The sequence below is a fragment of the Pseudomonas sp. MPB03 genome (assembly GCF_046605385.1).
GTDB lineage: Bacteria > Pseudomonadota > Gammaproteobacteria > Pseudomonadales > Pseudomonadaceae > Aquipseudomonas > Aquipseudomonas zanjanensis.
In genome coordinates this window covers 4,870,325-4,885,159 of record NZ_CP176770.1, presented here as the reverse complement: position 1 = coordinate 4,885,159, position 14,835 = coordinate 4,870,325, and the positions used below count along the sequence as shown (strand labels likewise).

Sequence of the window (14,835 nt, the reverse complement as noted above, 5' to 3'; positions counted from 1 at the left end):
GGAGGACGTATGGGCGAGTCGATTGGCGTGATCATCCTGGCAGCGGGAGCGGGTAGCCGTTTCCGCCGGATTGCAGGTCCCGACAAGGATAAATTGCTCGCCGATTGCACCGGGCGTGACGGCGCCGTGCGGTCGGTGATCGAGCAGGTGCTGGTGAATCTGCCGGCCTCCCTGGAAAAGCGTGTGTTGGTGACGAGCAAGGACCGGCCACAAGCCATACGCATGGCCCAGGCCTATGGCTGCGATTTCGTGGAGCTGGACTCCCCCGGCCTGGGTGACAGCATCGCCGCGGGTGTCCAGGCCTGCCCTGATCTTGATGGCTGGCTGATAGTGCTGGGCGATATGCCCTTCATCTTGCCGTCGAGCATCGAGCAGGTGGCGGCGGGGATTCATGAGGATGGGATCAGCGTGCCGGTCCTGGCAGGGGAGTACGGGCATCCGGTGGGATTTGGTCGTGGGTTTGGGCCGAAATTGATGGCGTTGACTGGAGATCGTGGCGCCAAGGCATTGTTTGCCGGGGCGCAGGTGGTCGAAGTACCGGTGGACGATCCAGGCGTGACGTGGGATGTCGATGTGCCAGAGGCCCTGACCTTCAAATGACAGGCGACGCAAAACCCTTTGGGAGCAAGCTCGCGATGGCTGAGGGTCAATTTGCAGTGATGGTGGATACCCACAAGGTCTCTGGGAGCAGCACGGTCCTGTGGCGAGGGAGCTTGCTCCCGCTGGGTCGCGCAGCGGCCCCCAGAAAGCGATGAGCGCTGCGCACTGGAGCGCCAGCCCGGTCAAGCGGGAGCAAGCTCCCTCGCCACAAAAGCGTCCCAGCCATCACGGCACCGATTGATCAACAATAAACATTGCGGGAGCGAGCTTGCTCGCGAAAGCGGTTTGGCATTCAACATTGATGCAGGCTGAGCCGACGCTATCGCGAGCAAGCTCGGCTCCCACATTGGATCTCAGTGGATATAAGCCTTGTGCCGGGCCCCGGCCTCCTGTGGGAGCGAGCCTGCTCGCGATAGCGGCCTGGCATTTACCATTGATGCAAGCTGAGCCGGCGCCTTCGCGAGCAGGCTCGCTCCCACATTTTTTCCGAGTTGCTCTCAGGTATCGTGCTCGCCACGAGTCCATTGTGGGAGCGAGCTTGCTCGCGAAAGCGGTTTGGCATTCAACATTGATGCAGGCTGAGACGACGCTATCGCGAGCAAGCTCGCTCCCACATTGGAGCTTCGGCGGATATAAGTCTTGTGTCCGGCCCAGTTCCCCTGTGGATAAGTCTGCAGGCATAAAAAAGCCCCGCCTGGCGTTACCAGGCGGGGCTTTTTACTGGGCGGTGGAATCAGGCGTGAGGTTTAGGCTCGTGCTCTTTTTCCAGGGCTTCAGTGTGACGCGGTGCGATTTCTTCAGCGACGTGCTGAGGTTCGTCGAACGTCGGAGTCGATTCAACCGGGGCCTCTGCGACCGGGGCAGGGGCTGCCTCGGCGACTTCTTCCACGACTGGAGCTGGCTCGGCGGCAGGCGCTTGAGCGGCGGCAGCGGCAGCTTGTTCGGCTTCCTTCTGCAGACGCTCGGCTTCACGCTTGCGACGACGCACTTCACGTGGATCGTTCGGCGCGCGGCCATTCGCGGTCAGGGCACTGGCCGGTGCAGGCTCTTCCAGCGGGGCAGGGGCTTCGGCAACCACGGGCGCTTCGACCACTGGAGCAGGCTCGACCACTTCTGGCTCGACCGCTTTCACGGGCTCTGGTGCCGGCTCAGGCTCGACAACCGGTGCCGGTGCGGCTGGCTCGGCGGTCCAGTTGAACGCCGTCTGCTCTTCGCGGACAGGCTCGGGTGCCTTTTCCTCGGCCGGTGCTTCGACGACCGGTTCGGCAGCCACCACTGGCGTCTCGACGACCGGTGCAGGCTCGGCGGCGACTTCAGCTTCAGCTTCAGGCTGGGCTTCAGACGTCGGTGCGAGTTCCACTTCTGGCGAAGCGGTGGCTTCTACCGGGGTGGTGGCTTCGACCGCAGGCGCTTCAACCGGCGCGCTTTCCACCGCAGCGGTGGCACGTTCGGCTTGTTCGTGCGCCTGGGCTTCGGCCGGAGCGCTGATCGCGCTGCTGGCAACGGCCGCCGTCACGGCCAGGCCGGCGGCCAGGTCCGCAGCGCTTGGCGCTTCGGCGTTTTCGCTGGACTCGGACTCTTCCGAACCTTCGATCACGTTGCCGTTGGCGTCGCGTTGACGCTCACGACGGTTGCTGCGACGACGCTGGCCACGGGAGCGGCGGCGTGGACGATCACCTTCGGCGGTGTCCTGGCCGTCTTCCTGCAACTGCTCTTCGGCGTTCAGCACTTCTTCTTCGCTGGCAGCGGCGGCTGCCTGCTCAGCGCGAGGCTGGCGCTCCTCACGTGGCGGACGCGGCGCGCGTTCTTCACGAGGCGGGCGAGCCGGACGCTCTTCAGCAGTGGCAGCAGCCACGGCCGGGGCGGCATCCAGTGGCTCGCGCAGTTCGCGAACACGCTCTTCACGCTCGCCACGTGGCTTGCGATCTTCACGCGGTGCGCGCGGCTGGCGTTCTTCACGCGGCGGACGCGGTGCGCGTTCTTCGCGGGCTACGGCTGGCGCTTCCTCACGGGCTTCGCGCGGTTGGCGTTCTTCACGCGGCTCACGTGGCGCGCGCTCTTCACGCGGTGCACGTTCTTCGCGAGGCTTGCGCTCTTCGTCGCGACGACCGTTGCGGTTGCGGGTTTGCTGGCGACCGTTGCGGCGTTCTTCGTTGCGGGCCGGACGCTCGGTAGCGGCAGGCTTGGCGACGGCGGCCGGGGCAGCAGGCTCTTCCTTGATTGCAAACAGGCTGACCAGCGACTTCACCAGGCCTTTGAACAGGCTGGGCTCCGGGGCTGCGGCCGGGGCGGCAACCGGGGCAACCACTTCGGTCGGAACCGGAGCGTTGGCGCGGGCCGGTGCGGTCTTGACCGCGGCTTCCTGGCGAACCAGGGTGCGAGTGGCGGCGGCCGGCTGGACTTCTTCCACTTCGGCAGCGGCAGCAGCGATTTCATAGCTGGACTGGTTGGTGTGGGCTTCCGGGCTGTCATCGCGCAGGCGCTGCACTTCGAAGTGCGGCGTCTCGAGGTGATCGTTCGGCAGGATGACGATACGGGCGCGGGTGCGCAGTTCGATCTTGGTGATCGAGTTGCGTTTTTCGTTGAGCAGGAACGCGGCCACCGGGATCGGCACTTGGGCGCGAACTTCGGCGGTGCGGTCTTTCAGGGCTTCTTCTTCGATCAGGCGCAGGATCGCCAGGGACAGCGACTCGACGTCGCGGATGATGCCGGTGCCGTTGCAACGCGGGCAAACGATGCCGCTGCTTTCGCCCAAGGATGGACGCAGGCGCTGACGGGACATTTCCAGCAGGCCGAAGCGCGAGATACGACCGACCTGTACGCGGGCGCGGTCGGCTTCCAGGCATTCACGGACCTTTTCTTCCACGGCGCGCTGGTTCTTGGCCGGGGTCATGTCGATGAAGTCGATGACAATCAGGCCGCCAATGTCGCGCAGGCGCAACTGACGGGCGATTTCCTCGGCCGCTTCAAGGTTGGTCTGCAGGGCGGTTTCTTCGATGTCGCTGCCTTTGGTGGCGCGCGCCGAGTTGATGTCGATGGACACCAGGGCTTCGGTCGGGTCGATGACGATGGAGCCGCCGGACGGCAGTTCGACGACGCGCTGGAAGGCGGTCTCGATCTGGCTTTCGATCTGGAAACGGTTGAACAGCGGAACGCTGTCTTCGTAGAGCTTGATCTTGCTGGCGTACTGCGGCATCACCTGGCGAATGAAGGTCAGGGCTTCGTCCTGGGCTTCGACGCTGTCGATCAGCACTTCGCCGATGTCCTGGCGCAGGTAATCGCGGATGGCACGGATGATCACGTTGCTTTCCTGGTAGATCAGGAACGGCGCGGAGCGATCCAGCGAGGCTTCTTTGATGGCGGTCCACAGTTGCAGCAGGTAATCGAGGTCCCACTGCATTTCTTCGCTGCTGCGACCCAGGCCTGCAGTGCGCACGATCAGGCCCATGTCGGCCGGTGCGACCAAGCCATTGAGGGCTTCACGCAGTTCGTTGCGCTCTTCGCCTTCGATGCGACGGGAGATGCCGCCGGCACGCGGGTTGTTCGGCATCAGGACCAGGTAACGGCCGGCCAGGCTGATGAAGGTGGTCAGGGCGGCGCCCTTGTTGCCACGTTCTTCTTTTTCGACCTGGACGATGACTTCCTGGCCTTCGCTCAGGACGTCCTTGATGTTGACGCGGCCTTCAGGGGCCTTCTTGAAGTATTCGCGGGAGATTTCTTTGAGGGGCAGGAAGCCGTGGCGCTCGGAGCCGAAATCGACAAAGGCAGCCTCAAGGCTTGGTTCGATGCGAGTAATCCGGCCTTTATAGATGTTGGCCTTCTTCTGCTCGCGTGCACCGGATTCGATATCCAGGTCGTAGAGGCGCTGGCCGTCTACCAGTGCAACACGCAACTCTTCGGGTTGAGTTGCGTTAATCAGCATTCTTTTCATGTAGTACCGTCGGTTTCCGGGCTGCCGGAAACGGCGTTCGGCACACACGACTTCTCACGGTCGGTGTCAGGTGCGTCCTGGAGGTGGCAAGGCCATTCCAGTGTCCAGCGAGTTCGGCCCAATGATGGCGAAGTCGCGACGGACGCGTCCTGCTTGCTGGTACTCAAGCACTCAGTCAGGAGGAGGAATCAACCGGCGTCTGTGGACGAGATGAAGCGTCTAAATATAAGCCTAGTGCTACACAGTCCGACGGTTGTACGTCTCCACCCTACACGTATCCCTGATAATTCGGGTGCTGCCGCGCGCAGAATCCGCAGCGGGTTGGCATTTACCGTGAGCTCCGGAAGGGGAGGTCACGCATCATGGCTAATTTAGGCGTTGTTTCCGAAGCTCTCGCTCGGGGTCGTTCGCAGCTGACTGCACTTTGTGAACTGGCCGTGAATGTGGCGCGCAAAGCGAGTCAAAACTCTGCTTTGCGGCGTATCTCAGGCCTCATGTCACCTGCGCTCGTTACACCTGAAAACTCTACCGTTACGTAGCGAAAGCCCCGTAGGACGGCCTCTCGTCCTCGTGAATTGCGTTGGTCAGGGCCGGTTTTTGACCGCTGGTCCACTGTCCAGCCACTTTTGGCGGCGTTCGCGACTATAGCAGCAATGATTAAGTGCTTCAATTCCATAAAAAATTGTTATGATCGCCGCCATGACAACTACTGCCCCTTCGACCCCTGGCGTTCAACTGCTCGAGGTCTCGCCGGAATATGCCGGCCAACGAATCGATAATTTCCTGCTGGCCCGGCTCAAAGGCGTGCCCAAGACCTTGATCTACCGCATTTTGCGCAAAGGCGAAGTGCGAGTGAACAAAGGTCGGATCAAGCCTGAATACAAGCTCCAGGCCGGCGACATCGTGCGCGTGCCCCCGGTTCGCGTGCCCGAACGCGATGAGCCGGTGCCCCTGGCCCAGGGATTGTTGCAACGCCTTGAAGCCTCGATCGTCTATGAAGACAAGGCCCTGATCGTAATCAACAAGCCCGCGGGCATTGCGGTCCACGGCGGCAGCGGCCTGAATTTCGGCGTGATCGAAGCCTTTCGTCAGTTGCGTCCGGACGCCAAGGAACTGGAACTGGTCCATCGCCTCGACCGCGACACCTCCGGCCTGCTGATGATTGCCAAGAAACGCAGCATGTTGCGCCACCTGCACGAGCAGTTGCGCGGCGATGGTGTCGACAAGCGCTACATGGCGCTGGTGCGTGGGCGCTGGGAGACCTCCATCAAGCAGGTCCGTGCGCCGCTGCTCAAGAGCAACCTGCGTTCCGGCGAGCGCATGGTGGAAGTCAACGAGGAGGGCAAGGAGGCGCTGACGGTGTTCAAGGTATTGCGCCGTTTCGACGACTTCGCCACCTTGGTCGAGGCCAAGCCGGTGACTGGGCGTACGCACCAGATCCGCGTCCATACCCTGCACGCCGGCCACTGCATTGCCGGTGACAGCAAATATGGCGACGACGATTTCACCAAGGAAATCCGCGACCTGGGCGGCAAGCGCCTGTTTCTCCATGCCTATATGCTCACCGTGCCGCTGCCCGATGGTGGCGAGCTGAAGTTGCAGGCCCCGGTGGATGACATGTGGGCCAAGACCGTGGAGCGGTTGAGTGCATCCTGACTACAAATTGCTGATCTTCGATTGGGACGGCACTCTGGCGAACTCTGTTGGTCGGATTGTCGAAGCGATGCATGTCGCATCGGATCGTTCCGGTTTGGCCCGGTGCGACGATTTTGCAGTGAAGGGCATCATCGGCCTGGGATTGCCGGAAGCGATTCGCAGCTTGTATCCGGATATCGATGACGATGCGCTGGTGGTTTTTCGCCAGCACTATGCCGATCACTACATTGCGCTGGAGGCTGAGCCTTCGCCGTTGTTCGAGGGCGTGGTTCATACCCTTGAAACCTTGAAAGGCGAGGGTTATCGCTTGGCGGTCGCGACCGGCAAGGCTCGTCGGGGGCTGGATCGGGTATTGAAGGCCCATGGTTGGGATGATTATTTCGATATCACTCGTGCCGCCGATGAGACGGCCAGCAAACCGCATCCGTTGATGCTCGAACAGATACTGGCCCATTGCGGGGTGGAGCCTGCGCAAGCGTTGATGGTGGGGGATTCCTCGTTCGACCTGCAGATGGCGCGTAACGCCGGCATGGGTTCGGTGGCTGTCAGCTATGGTGCGCAGTCCATCGAGGCGCTCAAGGCGTTCGAGCCGCGACTGGCGATCGACCATTTTCCTGAATTGCACGCCTGGCTGAGCCGGCGCGCTGATTAAAGTCTGTTGAGGATGCATGTATGACCGATGAATGGAAGGCACCGGCCAAAGCGAGCGCTGACAACGGTGACGAAAAAAGCTGGAAGCTGTTGGAGAAGACCCTGCTGGCCGGGGTGGAAGAGCAGCGTCGTGCGCGCCGGTGGGGGATCTTCTTCAAGTGCCTGGTCTTTATCTATCTGTTTTTCGGCTTGGCGCTGATCTACCAGGCGGTTGACGGGAAAACGAGTCCGGGAGGTGGTGCAGCCTATACGGCGGTCATCGATATTGAAGGCATGATCGCCGACAAGGAAGCGGCCAGCGCGGACAACATCATCGGTAGCCTGCGAGCTGCGTTCGAAGACTCGAAAGTCAAAGGGGTGGTGCTGCGCATCAATAGCCCGGGCGGCAGTCCGGTACAGGCCGGCTACGTCTATGACGAAATCGTTCGTTTGCGTGCGGCGCACCCGGACATCAAGCTCTACGCGGTGATTGCCGATCTCGGCGCCTCCGGTGCTTATTACATCGCCAGTGCCGCGGACCAGATCTATGCCGACAAGGCCAGCCTGGTGGGTTCCATTGGCGTGACGGCGGCCGGTTATGGCTTCGTCGAGACGCTGGGCAAGCTTGGGGTGGAGCGTCGGGTCTATACCGCGGGCGAGCACAAATCCTTCCTGGATCCGTTCCAGCCGCAAAAGCCTGAGGAGACGGCGTTCTGGCAGGGCGTGCTCGACACCACCCATAAACAGTTCATCGCCAGCGTCAAGAAAGGGCGGGGCGAGCGCCTGAAAGACAAAGAGCATCCAGAGTTGTTCTCCGGGCTGGTCTGGTCGGGCGAGCAGGCTTTGCCGCTGGGCTTGATCGATGGCCTGGGCAGCGCCAGTTCCGTGGCTCGGGATGTGATTGGTGAGAAAGAGTTGGTGGATTTCACCGTCGAAGAGTCCCCGATCGACCGCTTCTCGAAGAAGTTGGGTGCCAGTGTCGCCCAGCACCTGGCGATGTGGATGGGGTTCCAGGGGCCTGCGTTGCGCTGATTGCCTTGAAGTTTTCGCTACAGGGGAAGGTTGACACTACCCCTGTGGCGAGGGAGCTTGCTCCCGCTGGGCTGCGAAGCGGCCCCAGATTTTGCGGTCGCTGCGCAACCGAACGGGAGCAAGCTCCCTCGTCACGGATTTTAGCGTTAGGGAACCTGCACGCCCTCGGCCAGCAACATATCCACAAGACGAATCAACGGCAGCCCGATCAGGCTGGTGGCGTCCGGCCCTTCGGTGCTCTGGAACAGGCTTACGCCAAGCCCCTCGGCCTTGAAGCTGCCGGCGCAGTCGTAGGGTTGTTCGGTGCGCAGGTAGCGTTCGACGCGCCCAGGATCCAGGGTGCGCATGTTGACGGTAAATGGAACGCAATCGACCTGGCAGGCGCCGGTCTGGCTGTTGAACAGCGCCAGGCCGGTCAGGAACGTGACCCTGGTGCCGCTGGCGGCCAGCAGTTGCTCGCGAGCATTGTCGAAGGTGTGGGGTTTGCCCAGGATGCGCTCGCCGAGCACGGCGACCTGGTCTGAACCGATGATCAGGTGTGCCGGATGGCTGTCGGCCAGCGCCAGGGCTTTTTCCCGGGCCAGGCGCTTGACCAGCTCGACGGCGGGCTCGCCGGGGCGATGGCTTTCGTCGATATCGGGTGAGCTGCAGACGAACGGCAGTCCCAGGCGGGCAAGCAATTCCCGGCGATAGACCGAGCTCGAGGCAAGTAATAAAGGCAGCATGGACGTCTCCAGGAGGCAGGGGTGAATTCTAGCGAGGCACGCAAGTGACGGACAGGGCTGAATTTCCTTTGACATGGCTGGGGGCATCCCTATAATGCTGCGCCTATGTTGAATGACCCGATTCCACCTCACGTTGACCCGCGCAAATTGGCTGACCGTGGCACCACCCTTCAAGGTGAACTGCTGCTGGCCGATTTGAAGAGACTCTGCGACCCGCTTTCCGACGATGTCGGTACGGTCCAGGCCAAATTCGTTTTTGAACGAGATGAACGTAAATCTGTGGTTATCCACAGCTTTATCGACACCGAAGTCAAAATGGTTTGCCAGCGTTGTCTTGAGCTGGTCACCCTGCCGATCCACAGCGAATGCAGTTACGCCGTGGTGAAGGAGGGTGCGAATACCCAGTCGTTGCCGAAAGGTTATGACGTGCTGGAACTGGGCGAAGATCCATTGGATCTGCAGTCACTGATCGAGGAGGAGCTTCTGCTCGCCTTGCCCATTGTGCCTGCTCATCATCCGGAAGAATGCCAGCAGCCGGCGGGAGCAGATGAGCCCGAACCGAGCGAGGACGAGGTAACGCGGTCCAACCCGTTCAGTGTATTGGCGCAGTTAAAGCGTGACCCAAACGTTTAGGAGTTAATCAATTATGGCTGTTCAGCAGAACAAAAAATCCCGCTCTGCCCGTGACATGCGCCGTTCGCACGACGCTCTCGAGGCTAGCACCCTGTCCGTAGAAAAGACCACCGGTGAAGTTCACCTGCGTCACCACGTATCGCCAGAAGGCGTATACCGTGGCCGTAAAGTGATCGACAAGGGCGCCGACGAGTAATCACTTGTCCGCTCAAGTCATCGCGATTGACGCAATGGGCGGGGACTTCGGTCCCCGCAGCATTGTTCAGGCCAGCCTTGCTTGCCTGAATGCTACTCCCTCGCTGCACCTGACCCTCGTCGGTCAATCCCCTCTCCTGGAAGACATGCTCAGCGGCCAATCGGCTGTGGATCGCGCGCGCCTGACGATTGTCCCGGCGTCTGAAATCATCGCCATGGACGAAAAGCCAGCCCAGGCCCTGCGCGGCAAGCCTGACGCCTCGATGCGGGTGGCCCTTGAGCTGCTGCGCGATGGCAAGGTCCAGGCCTGTGTCAGCGCCGGCAATACCGGTGCGCTGATGGCACTGTCGCGCTACGTGCTCAAGACCTTGCCGGGTATCGACCGGCCCGCGATGGTGGCGGCGATCCCGACCCAGCGTGGGTTCTGTCAGTTGCTCGACCTGGGGGCGAACGTCGACTGCAGTGCCGAGCATTTGCTGCAATTTGCGGTGATGGGCTCGGTCGCGGCTGAAACCCTGGGCATCGTGCGTCCTCGCGTGGCGCTGTTGAATATCGGCACCGAAGACATCAAGGGCAATCAGCAGGTAAAACTGGCGGCCACATTGTTGCAGGCTGCGCGGGGTATCAACTACATCGGTTTCGTCGAGGGCGATGGCTTGTACCGTGGCGAGGCCGATGTGGTGGTCTGTGATGGCTTCGTGGGCAATATCCTGCTCAAATCCAGCGAGGGGCTGGCCACCATGATCGGCCAGCGCATCGAAACCTTGTTCAGGCAAAGCCTCGCCTCGCGGGTGGTCGGCGCCTTGGCGCTGCCGTTGATGCGCCGGTTGCAGGCGGACCTGGCGCCGGCGCGGCACAACGGAGCGAGTTTCCTCGGGCTGCAAGGTATCGTGATCAAGAGTCACGGATCGGCGGGCGTGCAGGGTTTCCAAAGTGCGATCAACCGAGCGGTGATCGAGATCCAGGAGAACCTGCCGGAGCGTTTGCACGGTCGCCTCGAGGATTTGTTAACTTAGGCGTTTTCGTCCGACAATGCTTAAATGTGACCGGTCGGTTCAACCCGCCATCCAATGTGCAGTTTGCTAGCGCCCCCAGGGGCGTCAATTTTTGACGACAAGATCATTAGGGGCTTTGTTTTCATGTCTGCTTCCCTCGCATTCGTCTTTCCAGGGCAGGGCTCGCAGTCCCTCGGCATGCTGGCCGAGCTGGGCGCGCAATACCCGCTGGTCCTCGAAACATTCAAAGAAGCTTCCGATGCGCTCGGCTATGACCTGTGGGCATTGACCCAGCAAGGGCCGGAAGAGCAGCTCAATCAAACCGATAAAACCCAGCCAGCCATCCTCACCGCCTCGATCGCCTTGTGGCGCTTGTGGCTGGCTGAAGGCGGCGCGCGCCCGGCGTTCGTCGCCGGTCACAGCCTGGGCGAATACAGCGCCCTGGTGGCCGCGGGCAGCCTGAGCCTGGGCGCTGCGGTGAAACTGGTGGAGCGTCGTGGCCAGTTGATGCAGGAGGCCGTTCCGGCCGGGCAGGGCGGCATGGCCGCGATCCTGGGTCTGGAAGACGCTGATGTGCTCGCTGCCTGTGCCGAAGCGGCGCAAGGCGATGTGGTCAGCGCGGTGAACTTCAACTCCCCGGGCCAGGTAGTCATCGCCGGTGCCAAGGCGGCCGTCGAGCGTGCCATCGAAGGCTGCAAGGCTCGTGGTGCCAAGCGTGCCATGCCGCTGCCGGTCAGCGTGCCGTCGCACTGTGAACTGATGCGTCCGGCCGCCGAGCGCTTTGCCGAATCCATCGCTGCCATCGACTGGCAGGCTCCGCAGATTCCCGTGGTGCAGAATGTCAGCGCCAACGTGGCGCCAGATCTCGAGACCCTCAAGCGTGATCTGCTGGAACAACTCTACAAGCCGGTTCGCTGGGTCGAATCGGTACAGGCCCTGGCAGCCAAGGGCGCGACCGAACTGGTCGAATGCGGTCCTGGCAAAGTGCTGGCAGGCCTGAACAAACGCTGCGCCGAAGGCGTGTCGACTTCCAATCTCAATACCCCAGATGCCTTCGCTGCCACCCGTGCAGCGCAGGCCTGAACAGGAGAAGCTTGCATGAGTCTGCAAGGTAAAGTTGCACTGGTGACCGGTGCAAGCCGTGGCATCGGCCAGGCCATCGCCCTGGAACTGGGTCGTCAAGGCGCCATCGTCATCGGCACCGCGACTTCCGCTTCGGGCGCCGAGCGCATCGCCGCGACCCTGAAGGAAAACGACATCCAAGGCACCGGCCTTGAGCTGAATGTCACCAGCGACGAATCCGTTGCGGCGGTGCTGGCGAGCATTCAGGCGCAGTTCGGTGCGCCGGCGATCCTGGTCAATAATGCCGGTATCACCCGCGATAACCTGATGATGCGCATGAAAGATGACGAATGGTTCGACGTGGTCGACACCAACCTGAACAGTCTGTACCGGCTGTCCAAGGGCGTTCTGCGTGGCATGACCAAGGCGCGCTGGGGTCGAATTATCAGTATCGGCTCGGTTGTGGGTGCCATGGGCAACGCAGGCCAAGTAAACTATGCTGCGGCGAAGGCCGGTCTGGAAGGTTTCAGCCGTGCGCTGGCGCGTGAAGTGGGTTCGCGCTCGATTACGGTAAACTCGGTTGCACCGGGTTTCATCGACACCGACATGACCCGTGAACTGCCGGAAGCACAGCGTGAAGCCTTGTTGACGCAGATTCCGCTGGGTCGTCTGGGGCAAGCTCAAGAAATCGCGTCCGTGGTCGCTTTTCTTGCTTCGGACGGTGCGGCATACGTGACCGGGGCTACAATCCCGGTGAACGGCGGGATGTACATGAGTTAAATGTGACGGATTGCTTCAAAAAAATGTCATACGAGCTGTCTAAAATCCGTTATAAAGCTGCAATCAATTTATAGACGGCGGGCCGCTGGGTTTGAGGAGTGAAGCTTTCGGTTGAAAAACCGAAAAGTTCTTCTATACACTTACCCACCGGCCAGCTGCCTGAATTTGTCCATTAGGAGTGAAAACAAGGTATGAGCACCATCGAAGAGCGCGTCAAGAAAATCGTTGCCGAGCAACTGGGCGTTAAAGAAGAAGAAGTTGTGAACACCGCTTCCTTCGTAGAAGACCTGGGTGCCGACTCCCTTGACACCGTTGAGCTGGTGATGGCTCTGGAAGAGGAATTCGAGACCGAGATTCCTGACGAAGAAGCTGAGAAGATCACTACTGTACAAGCTGCTATCGACTACGTTACCAGCCACCAGGCGTAATCGTATTTAGTCGTCGCTAGCTGTCATGGAAAAACCGCACTGCCGTCACGGCGTGCGGTTTTTTCTTTAGGCCTGATGCAAAGTCGTCATTAGAAAAAGGAGAGTGCTGTGTCGCGTAGACGCGTCGTAGTCACCGGTATGGGTATGTTGTCGCCACTGGGCACGGATGTGCCGAGCAGTTGGCAGGGCATTCTGGCCGGCCGCAGTGGCATTGGTCTGATCGAACACACCGACCTTTCTGCCTATTCCACCCGTTTTGGCGGCTCGGTAAAGGGCTTCAATGTCGAGGAATACCTGTCGGTCAAGGAAGCCCGCAAGCTTGACCTGTTTATTCAATACGGCCTGGCAGCCGGTTTTCAGGCGGTGCGTAACGCCGGCCTGGAAGTCACCGACGCCAACCGTGAACGCATCGGCGTGGCCATGGGCTCGGGTATTGGCGGCTTGACCAATATCGAAGAAACCAGCCGCACGCTGCACGAATCGGGGCCGCGACGGATTTCTCCGTTCTTCGTGCCGGGCTCGATCATCAACATGATTTCCGGTTTCCTGTCCATCCACCTGGGTGCCCAGGGACCCAACTACGCCATCGCCACGGCGTGCACCACCGGTACCCACTGCATCGGCATGGCCGCGCGCAACATCATGTACGACGAAGCCGACGTGATGATTGCCGGTGGCGCCGAGATGGCCGCTTGCGGCCTCGGCATGGGCGGTTTCGGCGCGTCCCGTGCACTGTCGACCCGCAACGACGAGCCCGCCCGTGCGAGCCGGCCGTGGGACAAGGGCCGTGATGGCTTCGTGTTGTCCGACGGTGCCGGTGCGTTGGTGCTCGAGGAACTGGAGCACGCCAAGGCGCGCGGCGCGACCATCTATGCCGAGCTGATCGGCTTTGGCACCAGTGGCGATGCGTACCACATGACCTCGCCACCGGCCGATGGCGCCGGTGCGGCCCGTTGCATCGCCAACGCTTTGCGTGACGCGAAGCTCAACGGCGAGCAGGTGCAGTACATCAACGCCCACGGCACGTCGACCCCGGCCGGCGACCTGGCCGAAGCCCAGGCGATCAAGACCGTGTTCGGCGAGCACGCCTACAAGCTGGCGGTCAGTTCGACCAAGTCCATGACCGGTCACCTGCTGGGTGCGGCAGGGGCGGTGGAAGCGATCTTCAGCGTCCTGGCGATCAACAGCCAGACCGCGCCGCCGACCATCAACCTCGATGAGCCGGACGAAGGTTGCGACCTGGACTTCGTGCCGCACACGGCCCGCAGCATGGATATCGATGTGGTGCTGTCCAACTCCTTCGGCTTTGGCGGGACCAACGGTTCGCTGGTGTTCCGCCGGTTCGCCGGGTGATGGAAAGCTGGGTCGACGGTCAGCCGGCCGACGTCCTGTCGCTGAAAGATCGCGGCCTGGCTTATGGCGATGGGTTGTTCGAAACCATTGCCGTGCACGATGGCAACCCGGTGCTGTTGGAGCGCCACCTGCAACGCCTGGAAGCAGGTTGCCAGCGGCTGGCGCTCAACGTCGACATGGGCGCATTGAGTACAGAATTGAGCACCTACGCCGGTTGCCTGGGTGATGGTGTGCTGAAACTGATCGTGACCCGTGGCGACAGCCTGCGCGGTTATGCCGCTGATCCTTCGGTGCCGGCCAGGCGCATCTTGCAAGGGAACCCGCCGGCCACTTATCCCACCGCCCATGCCGAACAAGGCGTCCACCTGTTTCCCTGCGCCGTGCGTTTGTCCGAGCAGCCCTTGCTCGCCGGCCTCAAGCACCTCAACCGCCTGGAACAAGTACTCGCCCGTGCCGAATGGCGCGATGCGCAGTACGCCGAAGGCTTGATGTTGGACGCGTCCGGGCGGGTAATCGAAGGCGTATTCAGCAACCTGTTCCTGGTGCGCGATGGCGTTTTGTTCACGGCGGACCTGAGCCGTTGCGGTGTGGCCGGCGTGATGCGCGCGGAATTATTGTTTCAAGCAAAGTCCCAGGGCATCGCCACGCAAATCACCGACATCGGCCTCCAGCAACTGCACCAGGCCGATGAAGTCTTCGTCTGCAACAGCGTATATGGCGTGTGGCCGGTACGCGGATGCGGTTCGGCGTGCTGGTCGGTTGGCCCGCTCACCCGTAAACTGCAGACCCTTGCCCGTGCGCTATTGGATGCTTGA

The 14,835-nt window shown here is 61.4% G+C and carries 14 protein-coding genes; 12 read left to right on the top strand and 2 right to left on the bottom strand.

Features of this window, described 5'->3' with window-relative positions; translation table 11 throughout:
* Positions 1-9: 9 nt before the first annotated feature.
* The gene (locus ACLH0I_RS21005; protein WP_250962540.1) at positions 10-600 is read left to right on the top strand and encodes an NTP transferase domain-containing protein; all 591 of its coding nucleotides are present in this window, start codon (positions 10-12) and stop codon (positions 598-600) included.
* Between the two features lie 733 nt (positions 601-1,333).
* Here ACLH0I_RS21005 and rne read toward each other — a convergent pair.
* A complete protein-coding gene (rne, locus tag ACLH0I_RS21000) occupies positions 1,334-4,531 on the bottom strand; it encodes a ribonuclease E (RefSeq protein ID WP_411385289.1) in 3,198 nt (1,065 codons plus the stop codon).
* 699 nt (positions 4,532-5,230) lie between these two features.
* Between rne and rluC the strand changes: the two genes are divergently transcribed.
* From rluC to ACLH0I_RS20985, 3 genes are read left to right on the top strand one after another with little or no spacing between them, the layout of a single operon-like run.
* Complete coding sequence (rluC, locus tag ACLH0I_RS20995) at positions 5,231-6,187, top strand: 23S rRNA pseudouridine(955/2504/2580) synthase RluC (RefSeq protein ID WP_060743156.1); 957 nt, start codon at positions 5,231-5,233, stop codon at positions 6,185-6,187.
* Positions 6,177-6,839 (top strand): HAD-IA family hydrolase, encoded by a 663-nt coding sequence (locus tag ACLH0I_RS20990; RefSeq protein ID WP_186707189.1) that lies wholly within the window; start codon positions 6,177-6,179, stop codon positions 6,837-6,839. Before rluC ends, ACLH0I_RS20990 begins: the two co-directional genes overlap by 11 nt.
* 20 nt (positions 6,840-6,859) lie before the next feature.
* The gene (locus ACLH0I_RS20985) at positions 6,860-7,849 is read left to right on the top strand and encodes a S49 family peptidase (protein WP_186707190.1); all 990 of its coding nucleotides are present in this window, start codon (positions 6,860-6,862) and stop codon (positions 7,847-7,849) included.
* A 146-nt stretch (positions 7,850-7,995) separates the two neighbouring features.
* Here the strand turns inward: ACLH0I_RS20985 and ACLH0I_RS20980 are convergent, their stop codons facing one another.
* Positions 7,996-8,574, bottom strand: a complete 579-nt coding sequence (locus ACLH0I_RS20980) for a Maf family protein (protein ID WP_411385288.1) — start codon at positions 8,572-8,574, stop codon at positions 7,996-7,998.
* A gap of 105 nt (positions 8,575-8,679) precedes the next feature.
* Between ACLH0I_RS20980 and ACLH0I_RS20975 the strand changes: the two genes are divergently transcribed.
* From ACLH0I_RS20975 to pabC, 8 genes are all read left to right on the top strand, one after another.
* On the top strand, positions 8,680-9,207 hold the full coding sequence (locus ACLH0I_RS20975) for a YceD family protein (RefSeq protein ID WP_003204262.1): 528 nt from the start codon (positions 8,680-8,682) through the stop codon (positions 9,205-9,207).
* 13 nt (positions 9,208-9,220) lie between these two features.
* Positions 9,221-9,403, top strand: coding sequence for a 50S ribosomal protein L32 (rpmF, locus tag ACLH0I_RS20970; protein ID WP_003179396.1), 183 nt, complete (start codon positions 9,221-9,223; stop codon positions 9,401-9,403).
* A gap of 4 nt (positions 9,404-9,407) precedes the next feature.
* Positions 9,408-10,418 (top strand): phosphate acyltransferase PlsX, encoded by a 1,011-nt coding sequence (gene plsX / locus ACLH0I_RS20965; RefSeq protein WP_411385287.1) that lies wholly within the window; start codon positions 9,408-9,410, stop codon positions 10,416-10,418.
* A gap of 123 nt (positions 10,419-10,541) precedes the next feature.
* On the top strand, positions 10,542-11,480 hold the full coding sequence (gene fabD, locus ACLH0I_RS20960; protein ID WP_186707193.1) for an ACP S-malonyltransferase: 939 nt from the start codon (positions 10,542-10,544) through the stop codon (positions 11,478-11,480).
* 15 nt (positions 11,481-11,495) lie between these two features.
* The gene (gene fabG / locus ACLH0I_RS20955) at positions 11,496-12,239 is read left to right on the top strand and encodes a 3-oxoacyl-ACP reductase FabG (protein ID WP_186707194.1); all 744 of its coding nucleotides are present in this window, start codon (positions 11,496-11,498) and stop codon (positions 12,237-12,239) included.
* A 191-nt stretch (positions 12,240-12,430) separates the two neighbouring features.
* A complete protein-coding gene (gene acpP / locus ACLH0I_RS20950) occupies positions 12,431-12,667 on the top strand; it encodes an acyl carrier protein (protein WP_003175607.1) in 237 nt (78 codons plus the stop codon).
* A 108-nt stretch (positions 12,668-12,775) separates the two neighbouring features.
* On the top strand, positions 12,776-14,020 hold the full coding sequence (gene fabF / locus ACLH0I_RS20945) for a beta-ketoacyl-ACP synthase II (RefSeq protein ID WP_018613569.1): 1,245 nt from the start codon (positions 12,776-12,778) through the stop codon (positions 14,018-14,020).
* The gene (gene pabC / locus ACLH0I_RS20940) at positions 14,020-14,835 is read left to right on the top strand and encodes an aminodeoxychorismate lyase (protein WP_411385286.1); all 816 of its coding nucleotides are present in this window, start codon (positions 14,020-14,022) and stop codon (positions 14,833-14,835) included. The genes fabF and pabC overlap by 1 nt, the downstream gene beginning before the upstream one ends.